This window comes from Citrobacter sp. Cpo142 (assembly GCF_030332425.1).
GTDB lineage: Bacteria > Pseudomonadota > Gammaproteobacteria > Enterobacterales > Enterobacteriaceae > Citrobacter > Citrobacter portucalensis.
Genome location: NZ_JAOWHW010000052.1, coordinates 1 through 15,940 on the forward strand (window position 1 = coordinate 1; position 15,940 = coordinate 15,940).

General features: G+C 52.0%; 13 protein-coding genes. 7 read left to right on the top strand and 6 right to left on the bottom strand.

What is annotated here, in order from left to right:
- Positions 1-190: 190 nt before the first annotated feature.
- The gene (locus OGY18_RS02250; RefSeq protein ID WP_126319134.1) at positions 191-820 is read right to left on the bottom strand and encodes a LysE family translocator; all 630 of its coding nucleotides are present in this window, start codon (positions 818-820) and stop codon (positions 191-193) included.
- A gap of 109 nt (positions 821-929) precedes the next feature.
- Here OGY18_RS02250 and OGY18_RS02255 point away from each other — a divergent pair, with 109 nt between their 5' ends.
- From OGY18_RS02255 to foxA, 3 genes are all read left to right on the top strand, one after another.
- Entirely contained in the window at positions 930-1,835 is a 906-nt protein-coding gene (locus OGY18_RS02255; RefSeq protein WP_063941266.1) for a LysR substrate-binding domain-containing protein, read from the top strand.
- 124 nt (positions 1,836-1,959) lie between these two features.
- Positions 1,960-2,943 carry a helix-turn-helix transcriptional regulator gene (locus OGY18_RS02260; protein ID WP_071444609.1) on the top strand — a complete coding sequence of 328 codons (984 nt, stop codon included), beginning with the start codon at positions 1,960-1,962 and terminating at the stop codon, positions 2,941-2,943.
- A 121-nt stretch (positions 2,944-3,064) separates the two neighbouring features.
- A complete protein-coding gene (gene foxA, locus OGY18_RS02265; RefSeq protein WP_122973923.1) occupies positions 3,065-5,173 on the top strand; it encodes a ferrioxamine B receptor FoxA in 2,109 nt (702 codons plus the stop codon).
- 561 nt (positions 5,174-5,734) lie between these two features.
- On the opposite strand, the gene OGY18_RS02270 is transcribed toward foxA, so the two are convergent.
- From OGY18_RS02270 to OGY18_RS02285, 4 genes are all read right to left on the bottom strand, one after another.
- Positions 5,735-6,244: a hypothetical protein gene (locus OGY18_RS02270; RefSeq protein WP_226804445.1), complete on the bottom strand. Its 510-nt coding sequence runs from the start codon at positions 6,242-6,244 to the stop codon at positions 5,735-5,737.
- A gap of 183 nt (positions 6,245-6,427) precedes the next feature.
- Positions 6,428-7,525: a 4Fe-4S binding protein gene (locus OGY18_RS02275; RefSeq protein ID WP_126319126.1), complete on the bottom strand. Its 1,098-nt coding sequence runs from the start codon at positions 7,523-7,525 to the stop codon at positions 6,428-6,430.
- A gap of 219 nt (positions 7,526-7,744) precedes the next feature.
- On the bottom strand, positions 7,745-9,133 hold the full coding sequence (locus OGY18_RS02280) for a diguanylate cyclase (RefSeq protein WP_286551563.1): 1,389 nt from the start codon (positions 9,131-9,133) through the stop codon (positions 7,745-7,747).
- A gap of 79 nt (positions 9,134-9,212) precedes the next feature.
- A complete protein-coding gene (locus OGY18_RS02285; protein ID WP_003830900.1) occupies positions 9,213-9,845 on the bottom strand; it encodes a LysE family transporter in 633 nt (210 codons plus the stop codon).
- Positions 9,846-10,111: 266 nt separating this feature from the next.
- Between OGY18_RS02285 and yahO the strand changes: the two genes are divergently transcribed.
- Positions 10,112-10,387 (top strand): DUF1471 family periplasmic protein YahO, encoded by a 276-nt coding sequence (gene yahO, locus OGY18_RS02290; RefSeq protein WP_032942474.1) that lies wholly within the window; start codon positions 10,112-10,114, stop codon positions 10,385-10,387.
- A 32-nt stretch (positions 10,388-10,419) separates the two neighbouring features.
- Here the strand turns inward: yahO and prpR are convergent, their stop codons facing one another.
- On the bottom strand, positions 10,420-12,030 hold the full coding sequence (gene prpR, locus OGY18_RS02295; protein WP_191235717.1) for a propionate catabolism operon regulatory protein PrpR: 1,611 nt from the start codon (positions 12,028-12,030) through the stop codon (positions 10,420-10,422).
- 253 nt (positions 12,031-12,283) lie between these two features.
- Between prpR and prpB the strand changes: the two genes are divergently transcribed.
- The 3 genes from prpB (at position 12,284) to OGY18_RS02310 (ending at position 15,906) form a co-directional block, all read left to right on the top strand.
- Positions 12,284-13,165 (top strand): methylisocitrate lyase, encoded by an 882-nt coding sequence (gene prpB / locus OGY18_RS02300; protein ID WP_003830903.1) that lies wholly within the window; start codon positions 12,284-12,286, stop codon positions 13,163-13,165.
- 80 nt (positions 13,166-13,245) lie between these two features.
- Positions 13,246-14,415 (top strand): bifunctional 2-methylcitrate synthase/citrate synthase, encoded by a 1,170-nt coding sequence (gene prpC, locus OGY18_RS02305; RefSeq protein ID WP_286551567.1) that lies wholly within the window; start codon positions 13,246-13,248, stop codon positions 14,413-14,415.
- Between the two features lie 39 nt (positions 14,416-14,454).
- On the top strand, positions 14,455-15,906 hold the full coding sequence (locus tag OGY18_RS02310; RefSeq protein ID WP_003830905.1) for a bifunctional 2-methylcitrate dehydratase/aconitate hydratase: 1,452 nt from the start codon (positions 14,455-14,457) through the stop codon (positions 15,904-15,906).
- The last annotated feature ends 34 nt before the right edge of the window (positions 15,907-15,940 follow it).

Below are 15,940 nucleotides of genomic sequence, written 5' to 3' on the forward strand. Positions count from 1 at the left end.
AAAATCGGCCCAGATCCGCGAAATTTTAATCAGCGAGTCAGCTTGGGAAGAAATGACCTGCTTATTCGCACCTTCCCTATATTTTCTGAATCCTGGTTTATAAATCCATTAATAATGTTAATGTCGATTTGTTCTTATTTTATTCCTCCCGGTGCAAGATGAGATGTCTGGCTGAACAATTCGTTGGGGATCACATCGCGGGTGAGAGCATTTGTAGCGCGTGTACATTATAAATAATGCCAAACACCGCCACCGCGAGCAGAAACAGGGAGGAGATAAAAACGCTGCGTCTGGCAAACCGCTCTGGCATCCAGCGTTTGAAAACTATGATGTAAAAAGACAGCACCGTAACATCAAAAATAACCCACACCAGCGTTAGCGTCAGAATGCTGGTGGTGAAATCTTGCGTAATGGCAATGAACTGGGGAAAAAACGCTACGAAAAACAAAATGTCCTTTGGGTTAGCGACCCCTGTCAGAAATCCATGGATAAGCCCGCTGTTATCGCGTTTTGGCGCACACAGTCCGGTGTTTGAGTCCCTGGCCCGCAGGCCGTTAATCGCCATCACACCGATATACAACGATCCCACAAGACCCAGTACGCCAAGCCATATCGCAGAGATTGAAACCACACCAGCTAACATCAGTGCAGCCAGAGCAATCAATACTAAAGAAGCGCCGTTAGTGCCAATCAGCGTGAGAAAGGCCCGGCGATAGCCGTGCTGCGACGCGGTGGTGGTAATCAGCGCCACGACAGGACCCGGAGTTAACAGCAGGGTTACTACGCTGAGGCTATAGGCAGCCAGTAAAGTGAAATTCATACCTGATTATCCTGATGATATTTTCCATCAGTATTCCGCCTGCGTGGCGCATTGAAAAACGAATAAAACTGCGCTCTACTGTGAGTAAAACTCAACATAGAAGCTGAGAATGACGCTACCTCCGTTGTATGCCCTGAGGGCTTTTGAAGCCGCAGCCCGTCTGGGATCGTTCAGTAAAGCCGCTATTCAACTTAACGTGACGCCGGGCGCGGTAAGCCGTCATATTCGCACACTGGAGGCATGGTTTGGTTGTGAGCTATTTGTCCGCAGCGGCCCGCGTATCGAGATAACGCCTTCTGGCCAAGGGCTGGCGCAGCAGTTGACGGCTGGGTTTCAGAGTCTGGAACACGCGTGTCATGCCTTTCGCAGCAGCAGTCATGAGCTACGGCTGAAAGCGCCGTCTACGTTGACGATGCGTTGGCTTCTGGACGTGCTGCGTCATTTCCGTGAAGCGCATCCGACCCCGGTTGTCGAAATTTCCAGCGTCTGGATGGATACCGATTCGGTATCCTTCGGTCGTGAACCGTATGACTGTGCGATCCTGTTAGGGAATGGCCATTTTGGTGACGATACCGACAGCCGGTTGCTGTTTCAGGAGTGGCTTATCCCGGTGTGCTCAACCGCACTGCTGGTGCAGGCGCAGTGCGATCTTTCTGCCTGTGAACTGATTCATCCCTCAGCGGATCGCCGTGACTGGCGTCGGTGGCTGCAACGCACCGGGAAGTTTCCGGCGTTGAATCTTGCGCGAGGCAAAGTGTTCGACACCCTGGAGCAGGGCAGTCTTGCTGCGATGAGCGGTCATGGCGTGTCCGTTGCCGACCTGCTGTTAAGCCTGGCGGCCATTCAGGCAGGGATGTTGGCGTTACCGTTTAAAGATGCGGTAGCGACTGGCGAGGGCTACTACCTTGTCTGGCCAAAGACTTCAACACGGCTTAGAAATATTGAGCTGCTGTATCGCTGGTTAAAAGAGGCTGCGCCGTGTATCTCATCGACAGATCTAAACTGGCTGGATTAATCTATTTATTCTGCTAATTATCCATATTGATAATAGTTCTCATTATTATTGTCGTGATGCGCAGGTAATGGTAATGTTGCTTCAGTTATAAACCGTTAATCCCATTTCCTGTGCAGAAGACAGCATGAACAATACCACCGCCCTGAATGCCTCCGGACGCGTCGCTCGCACTTTCTCCGTCAGCGAGTTTATGGATTTTGGTGAGCGCTACGGGATCGATTACCGCTTTCCCCAGTTGGCACAAAGGCCGGATTTACCGTCTGGGAGCCCTGTTCTGCAAGGTGAAATTGAGGAGATGACTCTCCCATGTGGGATGTGCGTGACGCACTCCGACGTACAGGTATTGCAACCCTACGAAACCACCTCTCGTCACGACAGCCCTCTGTATATGCTGGTGGTACTGGAAGGCTGCGTGATCCTGACGCTTAACGGACAGGAGCACGTGGTGCGCTCCGGCATGGCGTTTAGCTCACGCTTGAGTGAGCACCAGACGATGCGTGCCCGTCATCATGCTGATTGTAAACTGCGGACATTATCGCTTGGTTTGTATCCCGACGGCGCGTGTCGCACGGGGTTGCTCGAATCGTTGATGCGTGAGTGGGAAAGATGCCAGACGCCAACGCTTATCTGGCAGGTGCCGGGGTTTTTACTCAGCGGACTGCAGTACGCGCAGCAGAGCACGATTAGCCATGTTTCTCGTCAGCTGATGCTGGAAGGGCTGATATTACAACTGTTCGGTCATGGCCTCAGCGTGTGTCAGGTCGAGAGCGGTAAACGTCTTGCGGCGAGCGGGGAGCAGCAGCGGCTGGAGGTCGTTCGCCGACTGCTGGAGCAGAGTCCCGAAAATGACTACACCCTTAATGAACTGGCCCAACGCGCGGCGATGAGTCCCAGCAGCCTGCGCAGTAAGTTTCGCGCAGCCTATGGCTGTTCGGTATTCGACTACCTGCGCGATTGCCGTCTGGAACGTGCGCGCGGCTATCTACTGGAAGGATATAGCGTACAACAGGCGGCCTGGATGTCGGGTTATCAGCACGCCACCAACTTTTCTACCGCTTTTCGTCGCCGTTACGGCTTTTCGCCCGGCGATTTGCTCAAACTTTGCTAATCCATATTTGCGTTTTACGCACGTGATTTCCTGACAATTTGGCACTGCGCATAGGCAACCTGGCATTCGGCATAGCTATCTCCGTCAGCAAAAAGGTAATAATTCTCACTTACAATTAGACATGCCTTTGGAGATATTCATGTTCGCGAAGACTCGCTTGGCGCTGCTGGTGGGATGGGTGACCGGCAGCGTGGCTTTTCCTCTGCTGGCGCAGGAAACAACAAAAAACGATACGGTGGTTGTCACCTCGCAGATGCAGAGCGGGGCCACGAAGCTTGCCACGCCGGATATTGAAACGCCGCAGTCGGTATCGATCGTTACCCGTGAGCAGTTTGAAGAGCAGGGCGCAACCAGCGTGCGCCAGGCCGTCAGCTATACGCCGGGGGTGTACAGCAATCAGATTGGCGCCTCCAACCGCTTTGACTACATCGTGCTACGTGGCTTTTCTGACGGTAGCCTGGATAACGTCTATCTCGATGGTCTGAAGATGATGGGCGACACCAACTCACACAGCTCGCTGGTGGTCGATCCGTGGTTCCTCGAAGATATCGAAGTCGTACGTGGCCCGGCTTCCGTACTGTATGGTCGTTCCTCTCCGGGCGGTATTGTGGCGTTGACCTCACGTAAGCCGTCGTTTGATGCGGGCGGCGAAGTGAAGCTGTTTGCTGGCAACAATAACCAGCGCGGCGCGGCGTTTGACGTTACCGGGGCACTGGATGATAACGATCGCGTGGCGGCGCGACTGAGCGGGATGACGCGTTACGCGGACTCGCAGTTTGGTCCATTGAAGGAAGAGCGTTACGCGCTGATGCCCAGCCTGACTTGGCGTATCACCGACCAGACGCGTCTGGATCTGATGGCCTATCTGCACCGTGACCCGGAAGGCGGTAGCCACTCCGGTCTGCCGTATGACGGCACCGTGGTTCCGCATTACGGGCAAAAGATCTCCAACACCTTTTACGAAGGCGAGGATGATTACGACAAATACGATCGCCGTGAAAACATGGTGGGCTACAACATTGAGCATATGTTTGATAGCGGTTGGTCGGTGCGGCAAAAGCTGCGCTATCTGCATACCGACGTTGAGCTGAATCAGGTGTATGCGGCGGGCTGGCTGAATGAAACCGAGCTTAATCGCGGTTACTCCGGCTCCGATGAAAAAATGTCGGCGATTACGCTGGATAACCAGCTCGACGGCAGCTTTGATACCTGGCAGGTAAACCACCGTCTGCTGGTGGGGATCGACTATCAGGATCGCAGCAACAATACTACCGGTTACTACGGCGCTTTCCCGCCGATTGACGCTTTTAATCCAGTGTACGGCGCGAAGCCTGATTACATCGACATGTATGCGCGTGAGAAACACAAGCTGCGCCAGACGGGTTACTATTTGCAGGATCAGATGTCATGGGATCGCTGGCGTATTACGCTCGGTGGTCGTTACGATCAGGTCAGCGTTTCTAACATTGATAAGATCAAGAATACTCGCAGCGATCTGGATAAAAACAACTTCAGCACCCGCGCCGCGTTGCTCTATTTATTCGATAACGGCTTTGCGCCGTACGTGAGTTATTCCACTGCCTTTACGCCAACCAGCTTTGCCGATGAGAACGGCAATCTGCTGGATCCGATGAAAGGCAAGCAGTGGGAAGCCGGGCTGAAATATGAGCCGGAAGGACTCAACAGCCAGTTCAGCGCATCGGTATTCCGTATCAATCAGACGAATATCGCCACCAAAGAAGAGCCGACCGATCCGTACCGCTCGATTGGGGAAATTGAATCTGAAGGGGTGGAGCTGGAGGCAATTAGCCAACTGACGGATAGCTTCCGTTTGCAGGCGGCGTATACCTATACCGACATTCGCTATAAGAAAAGCAGCCCGGAAGAGCAGGGCAAGCGCGCAGTGTACGCCCCGCGTAATCAGGCCAGTACCTGGCTGAGCTACGATGTGAAAAGCGGTCCGCTGGACGGTCTGACGTTGGGTTCAGGCGTGCGCTACGTTAACGGTATTACCAGCGATCGCCTGAATACTCACACCCTGCCGTCCTACACGCTGGTGGATATGGTGATTGGTTACGACTTAACGAATATCGGCATTAAAGGGTTGAGCGCGCAGTTGAACGTTAACAACCTGACCGACAAGCGCTACGTTGCGGCCTGTAACTCGCTCTCATACTGCTACTTCGGCGCCGAGCGCAGTATTGTCGGCAGCGTTTCGTGGAAATTCTGATGTTTTAGCCGGATGCGGCGCTGGCGCCTTATCCGGCCTACGGCAGCGTGTAAATCGTAGGCCTGATAAGCGCAGCGCCATCAGGCATAGTGATTGCGGCTATTGTGTAAAACCGTTCTGCAGACAAATCTGCGCGCTGGCGCCTTATCCGGCCTACGGCAGCGTGTAAATCGTAGGCCTGATAAGCGCAGCGCATCAGGCGTTGTGATTGCGGCTATTGTGTAAAACCGTTTTGCATACAAATTTGCGCGCTGGTGCTTTATCCGGCCTACGGCAGCGTGCAAATCGTAGGCCTGATAAGCGCAGCGCATCAGGCGTTGTGATTGCAGCTATTGTGTAAAACCGTTTTGCAGACAAATCTGCGCGCTGGCGCCTTATCCGGCCTACGGCAGCATGTAAATCGTAGGCCTGATAAGCGCAGCGCAACAGGCATAGTGGATTGCGGTTATTGTGTAAAACCGTTTTGCAGACAAATCTGCGCGCTGGCGCCTTATCAGGCCTACGGCAGCGTGTAAATCGTAGGCCTGATAAGCGCAGCGCATCAGGCATAGTGGATTGCGGTTATTGTGTAAAACCGTTTTGCAGACAAATTTGCGCGCTGGTTCTCAGAGTAAAGGCGACTTTGTCTGGGTACTGGCTGTAATAGTTATGCTCTTCTTCCAGCCCTTTTGCCTGCGCCAGACGTACCGTTTCCAGCGAGCAGGTACGGTAGATCAGGTCTTTATTCATATTGGTCTGCTTTTCGCGCTGTTTATCTGCGGACAGCGCCAGCCAGCTTTCGGACAGTGAGTAATCATAGACTACCCGATTTCCTTTCGCCTGCACGTTCTCAATGGTAATGAATTCGTCGATTTTCAGTCTTGGCTGCCCACGCATTTTTTTCTTATCTTCTGCGGCAGCATATTGGGCCAGCGCATGAATATCCATACTGGCTATTTTCTGTTTATAAGCATCTACATAAGCGGTAGGTTGCTGATAATGCTGAGCGTAAGCGTTTCTTAATTCCCCGTCGCTCATCGTACAACCCGCCAGAAAAAGAGGTAATAGCAGTGCCAGTTTTATTTTAGTCATGATGTTATCCCGTTCATTATTTTGATCCCAGTCGCCCATAACAAAATAGAAAAATTATTACAGATGATATTTAAGGTTGTATAAACGAGAGCGCGATGGCACAAGTTCAATTGTCTTAAAATGGCAAAAGACGCGGGAAACCCTGCCAGAATTGGCAGGGTTTTGAACATACTGATAAAAAAATTAATGGCCGATCATCTTTGCCTTCGGGATCAGCTGGAAATACATATGATCGGGCACTGGCGTATCCCAGACATTGGCATAAACGGCATAACCAATAGTGGCAAACAGAATGCCCAGCACCAGTAGCGTCATGGCAACACCTGACAGCGTCCTCTGGCGCCATAATGATTTACCACCGTTGCCTTGTGCTCCAGGCGGAGTCTGCAGTGAAAAGCTCAGCGTTGAGGCTACCGGGCAGGATTCAACGCAGGTCATGCAGCCAGTGCATTCCACGGTACGCACCTGAATCAGTCTGTCGACCGGGATATTCGACGGGCAGTTTTTCGCGCATTTTCCGCAGTCGATACAGCTGTCAGCGTTACGGCGGATTTTAAACGGTGAGAGTAATGAGAACAGGCCGAGCAGCGCACCATAAGGGCACAGATAGCGGCACCAGGCATTGCGAATAAACAGGCTCAGGACGCTGATAACGATAACAAAGATGAGCGTAGCGGAGCCAATATGGCGAAAGAAATCGAGCATCTTCACGTCGATAATCATGCCATAGGCCGACATTAGAAAATACTGAATCCCCTGCGCAGGCATCGACAGGGCGATATACAAAAAGAAACTCAGCAACAAATACTTCAGACTGAGCAGCGGAATATCCAGCCAGCGCGGCAGCGTGAAGTTGCGACCAAATACTTTTTTCCCCAGATTGCCGAGCAGTTCGGACAGCGTGCCCACCGGGCATAACCACGAACAGAAGGCTTTTTTTAACAACAGACTAATCAGGATAAACGCAACTAACAGCAGCATGGAGGCGGCATGGATAGGCGGAAGAAAACCAGTCTCCAGCGTATAGCGGATATTCATCAAACCCGCGATTGGTAGCCATCCCTCAATACCACCTGGCCTTGGAATATAGACGCTGGTGCCGGCGGTTTCGAAATAGCGGACCCAGTAATAGAACGTTACGCCAATATAAATATTAATAGCCAGCAGGAGAAACTGGGTGGCTTTTCGCCAGCTGCTGGCGTTGCGCCAGTCATTCCACGGCAGTTTGCCTCCGATCGTGCCAGGACGGCGCTGCCAGCGCGTTCTTTTCTTCCCGTTCATGATTTTATACTATCCCTCATATTTCCCCTTCTGCATTCAGAAGGCGTCATCACCGGGATATGCTAGCGCTATTCAGATTTGGTGTATTTGATTTGCATCTTATTACGTGGCTGTTATTTTCATCATGCCAATATGCCTGAATAAAAATAACAGCTCGATATTTATCGCAAGTCAGATAAATACCCTGAATGGGGTATTTATTTCTCTGCAGGGCAATGGTTATTCCTGATAAACCTCAACGCGGTCGCGACCATTACTTTTTGCCTGATAAAGTGCGCGATCGGCTTTATCAACCAGCTGTTTGTAGTCGGGATGATAATCATATTCGGCAATACCGATACTGACGGTAATAGAAAACGTTTCTGTCGCAGAGGCTGCCATGCGCATCCCGGCAATTTTCATACGCAGCGTTTCCAGAATAATACTGGCCTGCGATTCATCTGACTCGACGAGCAAGATCATAAATTCTTCACCACCGTAGCGGAACACGTAATCGCTGCTACGGATATGATCATAAATGACCGCTGCGACATTTTTGAGCGTCAGATCGCCGGTATTATGCCCGAAGTTATCGTTAATTTGCTTGAAGTAGTCGATATCCAGCATCGCCAGGCTAAAAGGCTTACGCGCATGTAACGCCAGCGAGATTTCGCGTCGCATGATGGTCGGAATAAAGCGGCGATTAAGCAACTGGGTCAGCGAATCTTTACCATTTTCCTGCTTAACCAGCGCCTCAAACATCGAAGCGAGCAGGAAATGGATTTTTGCCGACAGCTGGCGAACATCCTGTAATAAGCTCATCCGCTCGGGTTCTGTCGGCTGATGCTGAGGTGACAGGGTGGTCGTCAGACGGGTGTCGATCTCTGCAATTAGCGATTCCATTTCTTTGAGCAAATTGCTGTTGCCAAGAATATGTTTTCCCTTATGTGAGAACCACATACCAAAATCAGAGTTCGCCAGAAACACCATTTCACCGAAAGGCATTCCGGTGGCAATGTTATAGATAAACTGGTTTTCCCAGTCGGTAAATGAGCGAATTTGCCGTTCGCGCTCGACGTTAACGTCATCGTAAATGGTCTGCAGGCGATACTGCTCCTGCGTATGCAGGGAGTTTTGGTGGCTTGGGGAATAGGAGACGGTCATGGCCTCCAGCGCAGTATCCATTGCCAGGCTGCTGAAATAGATAGCATTGCTCAGCAGGGAAGACGAGTCGTCAGCTTTGGTTTTCAATATCCGATACAGCTCATCCTTGAGCTTACGCGCGCCGCGATTCACCAGATCGATGGGCAGACCGATGCGGGCATGCACCACGCCAATTTTGCGCTGTTTGGCCAGCAGCTGCGGTAGATCTTCGTGCGCGCTGCCGAGCACGCTGCGTAACCAGTCAAACATACTACCGCTGAGGCGGGTACTGACCTGTTCCGTATTAAGGAACAATGCGCTCTGGGCATGGGAGAGCATATAGTCATAAAAAACGGTCACTAAATGGCGGATCTCTTCATCGCTTAACGATGTGAGGAGCGTGTGAACGTCAGGCGATGTTTGTCGTATCAGCGCCTGCCATTCCGTAAGGAGTAATGTGTCGTTTACCGGTTCAACCTGTTCCATCTCACTGCCACTCAACCTGCGATTAAAAATTCAGGCGGTATTACGGACAATTACCTCACGATGGTCAAGTTAAACTCTCTTATCGATGGCTAATACCTTCATAAATAAGTCTTAGCGCGAAGACACCTATTATTGCGCCAATTACCCGGCTGGCAACCCGTTGGATACGACCATACGCCCGTCGCACGGCAGGCAAAGAAAATGCCTGGCTGAGAAAAATACGCCAGATAACGGAAGACAACACAATGCCTGCCCAGGCCATCAGTCTGGCCCACGTAGGTGTGTCTGCGCTTAAGGTGACCGAGAAGATACTAATAAAAAACAGTACAGTTTGTGGGTTCGATAAATCTGTTAGTAATCCACGGCGGAAAAATACATACCAGGGGGCGGAAAGCGGCTGCTGTAGCGTGGGCATTTGCGGCGTGGCCTGATGGCGGATGCTGTTCCAGGCAAACCACAGCAGATAGGCGCCGCCGACAATCTTAATCAATGAAAATATCTCTTCACACTGGGTGATTAGCGTTGCCATACCAAAGAGCCCAAGGCCGGAGTAAAACGCATCACCTAAGGCAACACCCAGACCGGTCATCACACCTGCGCGTCGTCCGGATGCCAGGCTAGTTTGTACCACCACGAACAGATTTGCGCCGGGGTTAAAAAAGGTTAAAACAAACAGGCTGACGGTGAGTACAACGGCGTGCAAAGGTTCCATAGACAACGTTTCCATTAGTAAACACGGGAAAGACAGCTAACACTATAATTTTAGTGCGCACGTCATTCTGAGCATTCACTCACAGTGCGCGTTGAAAACGTAGCGCCACTGCGTTTTGCGTAATTAACGATTCGCAAAATCTCTTTATATTTCCGCCTGCTCTGGATCTTTTTGTCAGCCTGAACTACTTATTAATCATCCTTGACTCGCATGTCGAATGTTCAGGGGGCGATGATGGCATATATAACAAAATCTGGAGCTTTTATATGAAAACTGGAATTAAAGTACTTATTGGTGCGTTAGCTTTTGTTGTGACCAACGCGTATGCCGCGGAATTTATGACGAAGGTTGAGTTTGAAAAGGTTGAGTCTCAGTACACAAAAATCGGTGACATTTCAACGAGTAATGAAGTATCTACTTCGGATGCTAAAGAAGACCTTCTGAAGAAAGCTGAAGAGAAAGGCGCTGACGTGGTGGTATTAACCTCCGGCCAAACGGATAACAAAATCCATGGCACAGCCAATATTTACAAGAAAAAATAACGTGCAGCTGTAAAAAATACAACACCCGTCGGTCATTGTACCGGCGGGTTTTCTTTTAATCGGCGCCAGAACGTGGTTCTGCTAATTCCGAGATAGCGTGCAGCCGCGGTTTTATCACCATTGAATTGTGCCAACACCTGCTGCGGCGTCAGCAATGAAGATGCTTGCGGTGAGTCAGCAGCAATGGCCAGTTCCGGTAATAGCTGTTGTAAAAAATCCATATTCAGCTCCGGCTGCGGCTCGACGCTTAAAAATAGCGCCAGGCGCTCCATCATATTACGCAGTTCGCGGATATTCCCCGGCCAGCCATAATTCAGCAGCGTCGGCTGACTTAATCCCAGCCCCTTGCGTACTGGCTCAGAAAACGGCACGTCCAGTTCCGCCAGCGATTGTTTTAAAAAGCCTTCCGCCAGCGGCAGGATATCGGGCAACCGCTCGCGTAGCGGCGGTAGCTTGAGGCGTAAAATGCTCAGGCGATAAAACAGATCGGTACGAAATTCCCCCTGTTTCATCTCCTGCTCCAGATTACAGTGTGTGGCGCTAATCACCCGGACATCGACCGGAATCGGCTGATGTCCACCGACCCGGGTAACCTCTTTTTCTTCCAGCACGCGCAGCAGTCGGGTTTGTAACGGCAGCGGCATCTCGCCTATCTCATCAAGAAACAGGGTTCCGCCGTGGGCGATTTCAAACAGGCCCGCGCGCCCCCCTCGGCGAGAGCCGGTAAAGGCGCCGTCCTCATAGCCGAACAGCTCCGCTTCCAGCAATGACTCGGTGATTGCTCCGCAGTTGACGGCAACAAACGGCGGCGAGGGTTTACCGCGTCGATTCTCCTGACGGGTGAAAAACTCACGGTGAATGGCCTGTGCGGCCAGCTCTTTACCCGTTCCTGTTTCGCCCTGAATGAGGACCGGCGCACGCGAACGGGCGTAGAGCATAATGGTGTGCCGCACCTGTTCCATCTGCGCAGAGTGACCGCGCATATCACCCAGCGCGTAGCGGGTGCGCAACGTATCGCCAGAGGCGTACTGACCGTTTCTGCGCAGCGTCAGGCGAGTCATATCCAGCGCATCGACAAAGGCCTGGCGCACGGTGGCCGCCGAATAGATAAAGATGCCGGTCATACCTGCTTCTTCTGCCAGATCGGTAATCAATCCCGCACCAACCACTGCCTGCGTACCGCCGGCCTTCAGTTCGTTGATTTGCCCACGGGCATCTTCCTCGGTGATATAGCTGCGCTGTTCAAGCTGCAAATTGAAGGTTTTTTGAAACGCGAGAAGCGCAGGAATGGTTTCCTGATAGGTAATGACGCCAATCGACGAGGTGAGTTTTCCCGCTTTTGCCAGCGCCTGTAGCACGTCGAATCCGCTGGGTTTAATCAGGATCACCGGAATCGATAAACGGCTTTTCAGATATGCCCCGTTGGAGCCCGCCGCAATGATGGCATCGCAACGCTCGGTAGCCAGCTTCTTACGGATATAGGCCACCGCTTTTTCGAAACCAAGCTGAATGGGGGTGATGGTCGCCAGGTGGTCGAACTCCAGACTGATGTCGCGAAACAGTTCAAACAGGCGGGTGACCGAGACTGTCCAGATAACCGGTTTATCGTCGTTCACTCGCGGCGGTAGATGCGTATCTGCCATAACTAACCCCAAAAATTAAGGAACCGAGTAGTAGGGTTTAGTTGTGTTTCATAAATGTTGCAATGAAACGTGAAGGAACGTTTCATGAAACGATAGCTGACACGCTTTTGTGCAACAAAAATAGAAGTATTGGATTTAATATATTGTTTTAAAAGATAAAAAATTAAATTGAAGAGAAAATAAGCTCCCTGGCATACCCCTTGCTTTAGAAATATCAACGAACGATAACAAGTTGATAACAAGAGGACGGGATATGTCTCTACACTCCCCAGGGCTGGCGTTTCGCGCTGCGCTTACCAAAGAAAACCCATTACAAATCGTTGGCACCATCAATGCCAACCACGCTCTGCTGGCTCAACGCGCCGGGTATCAGGCGATTTATCTCTCCGGCGGTGGCGTCGCTGCGGGCTCGCTGGGGCTGCCGGATCTCGGTATTTCTACCCTTGATGATGTGCTGACTGATATTCGTCGCATTACGGATGTTTGCCCACTGCCATTGCTGGTGGATGCGGATATTGGTTTTGGATCGTCTGCATTCAACGTGGCGCGTACCGTCAAGTCGATTTCCAAAGCGGGTGCTGCTGCGCTGCATATTGAAGATCAGATCGGCGCCAAGCGCTGCGGTCATCGCCCGAACAAGGCGATCGTCTCGAAAGAAGAGATGGTCGACAGGATCCGCGCAGCCGTTGATGCGCGCACCGATCCCAACTTTGTGATTATGGCGCGAACCGATGCACTGGCGGTGGAAGGGTTAGAGGCAGCCATCGATCGTGCCCAGGCGTATGTCGAAGCGGGCGCTGACATGCTGTTCCCGGAAGCCATTACCGAACTTGCGATGTACCGCCAGTTTGCCGATGCGGTACAGGTACCAATTCTTGCCAACATTACTGAATTTGGCGCCACACCGCTGTTTACCACCGATGAACTGCGCAGCGCGAATGTTGCGATGGCGCTATACCCGCTGTCAGCTTTCCGCGCCATGAACCGCGCGGCGGAGAAGGTTTACAACGTGCTGCGTCAGGAAGGTACGCAAAAGAACGTTATCGACATTATGCAGACGCGCAACGAGCTGTATGAAAGCATCAATTACTACCAGTTCGAAGAGAAACTCGACGCGTTGTACACAAAAAAGTAACCGTCGTAGGCCGGATAAGGCGTAGCCGCCATCCGGCAATAAATTAGTACCCTACATATTACAATAATGACGAGGACAACATGAGCGACACAACGATCCTGCAAAAGAGTACCCATGTCATTAAACCCAAAAAATCGGTTGCGCTGTCAGGCGTCGCTGCCGGAAATACTGCCTTATGTACCGTGGGTAAAAGCGGTAACGATCTACACTATCGTGGCTACGATATTCTTGACCTGGCACAACAGTGCGAATTTGAAGAAGTTGCGCATCTGCTGATTCACGGGAAATTACCCACCCGCGATGAGCTCACCGCCTATAAAAGCAAACTGAAAGCGCTGCGCGGATTGCCCGCTAACGTGCGCACCGTACTGGAAGCGCTGCCTGCCGCCTCGCATCCGATGGACGTGATGCGCACTGGTGTTTCCGCGCTGGGTTGTACTCTGCCAGAAAAAGAAGGACATACCGTCTCCGGCGCACGCGATATTGCCGACAAACTGCTGGCATCGCTCAGTTCTATCCTCCTGTACTGGTATCACTACAGCCATAACGGCGAGCGCATTCAGCCGGAGACCGATGATGATTCTATTGGCGGTCACTTCTTGCATTTGCTGCATGGTGAAAAGCCATCACAAAGCTGGGAAAAGGCGATGCACATTTCGCTGGTGCTGTACGCCGAACACGAATTTAACGCTTCTACCTTCACGGGGCGTGTGATTGCGGGAACTGGCTCTGATATGTACTCCGCGATTATCGGTGCGATTGGCGCACTGCGTGGGCCGAAACACGGCGGAGCGAATGAAGTATCGCTGGAGATCCAGCAACGCTATGAAACGCCGGATGAAGCCGAAGCGGATATCCGTAAACGCGTTGAAAATAAAGAAGTGGTGATTGGCTTTGGTCACCCGGTTTACACCATCGCCGACCCGCGCCACCAGGTGATCAAGAGCGTGGCGAAACAGCTTTCTCAGGAAGGCGGTTCGCTGAAAATGTACAACATTGCTGACCGTCTGGAAGAGGTGATGTGGGAAACGAAAAAGATGTTCCCCAACCTCGACTGGTTCTCGGCAGTCTCTTACAACATGATGGGCGTCCCCACTGAAATGTTCACACCGCTGTTCGTTATCGCCCGCGTCACTGGCTGGGCGGCGCACATCATCGAACAGCGCCAGGACAACAAAATTATCCGTCCTTCCGCCAACTATACCGGCCCGGAAGATCGCGTATTTGTCTCGATTGATCAGCGTTGCTAATGCAAAACCTCTAAAGATAAAAAACAGGAAATGTACCCTATGTCTGCACATATTTCGAACGTCCGCCCTGAATTTGACCGTGAAATCGTTGATATCGTTGATTATGTCATGAACTACGAGATCACCTCGAAGGTGGCGTATGACACCGCGCATTATTGCCTGCTTGATACCCTTGGCTGTGGCCTGGAAGCGCTGGAATATCCGGCCTGTAAAAAACTGCTGGGGCCGGTTGTACCGGGTACCGTCGTCCCGAACGGTGTGCGCGTACCAGGTACCCAGTTCCAGCTCGATCCGGTGCAGGCGGCGTTTAACATCGGTGCGATGATCCGCTGGCTGGACTTTAACGACACCTGGCTGGCCGCAGAATGGGGTCATCCTTCCGATAACCTCGGCGGTATTCTGGCGACGGCTGACTGGCTGTCGCGCAATGCGGTGGCGGTGGGTAAAGCGCCGTTAACCATGAAAAAAGTGTTAACCGGAATGATTAAAGCCCATGAAATTCAGGGCTGTATCGCGCTGGAAAACTCCTTCAACCGCGTCGGTCTGGATCACGTCCTGCTGGTAAAAGTCGCCTCCACGGCGGTGGTTGCCGAGATGCTCGGCCTGAACCGGGATGAAATTCTCAACGCCGTCTCGTTGGCGTGGGTCGACGGTCAGTCGCTGCGTACCTATCGTCATGCGCCGAATACCGGCACGCGTAAATCCTGGGCGGCTGGCGATGCCACCTCACGTGCTGTACGTCTGGCGCTGATGGCGAAAACCGGTGAAATGGGATACCCGTCCGCACTGACGGCAAAAACCTGGGGCTTCTATGATGTCTCTTTCAAAGGCGAATCTTTCCGCTTCCAGCGCCCGTACGGTTCGTACGTGATGGAAAACGTGTTGTTTAAAATTTCCTTCCCGGCAGAGTTCCACTCGCAGACCGCGGTAGAAGCGGCGATGACGCTGTACGAGCAGTTACAGGCCGCAGGTAAGACCGCTGCCGATATCGAAAAAGTGACCATTCGTACGCACGAAGCCTGTATCCGTATCATCGATAAAAAAGGCCCGTTGAATAACCCGGCGGATCGTGACCACTGCATCCAGTACATGGTGGCTATCCCGCTGCTGTTCGGGCGCTTAACGGCGGCAGATTACGAAGACGGCGTGGCGCAGGACAAACGCATTGATGCACTGCGTGAAAAGATTAACTGCTTCGAAGATCCGGCCTTTACTGCCGATTACCACGACCCTGAAAAACGCGCCATCGCGAATGCCATCACGCTTGAATTCACCGACGGCTCACGCTTTGAAGAAGTGGTAGTGGAATACCCAATCGGCCACGCGCGCCGTCGTAACGACGGTATGCCGAAGCTGGTCGAGAAGTTCAAAATTAACCTGGCGCGTCAGTTCCCGACCCGTCAGCAGCAGCGCATCCTGGATGTCTCCCTGGACAGAACTCGTCTGGAGCAGATGCCGGTCAATGAGTATCTGGATTTGTTCATTATCTAAAACCCGACTCATCAGGCGTAAGTTCAACAGGAGA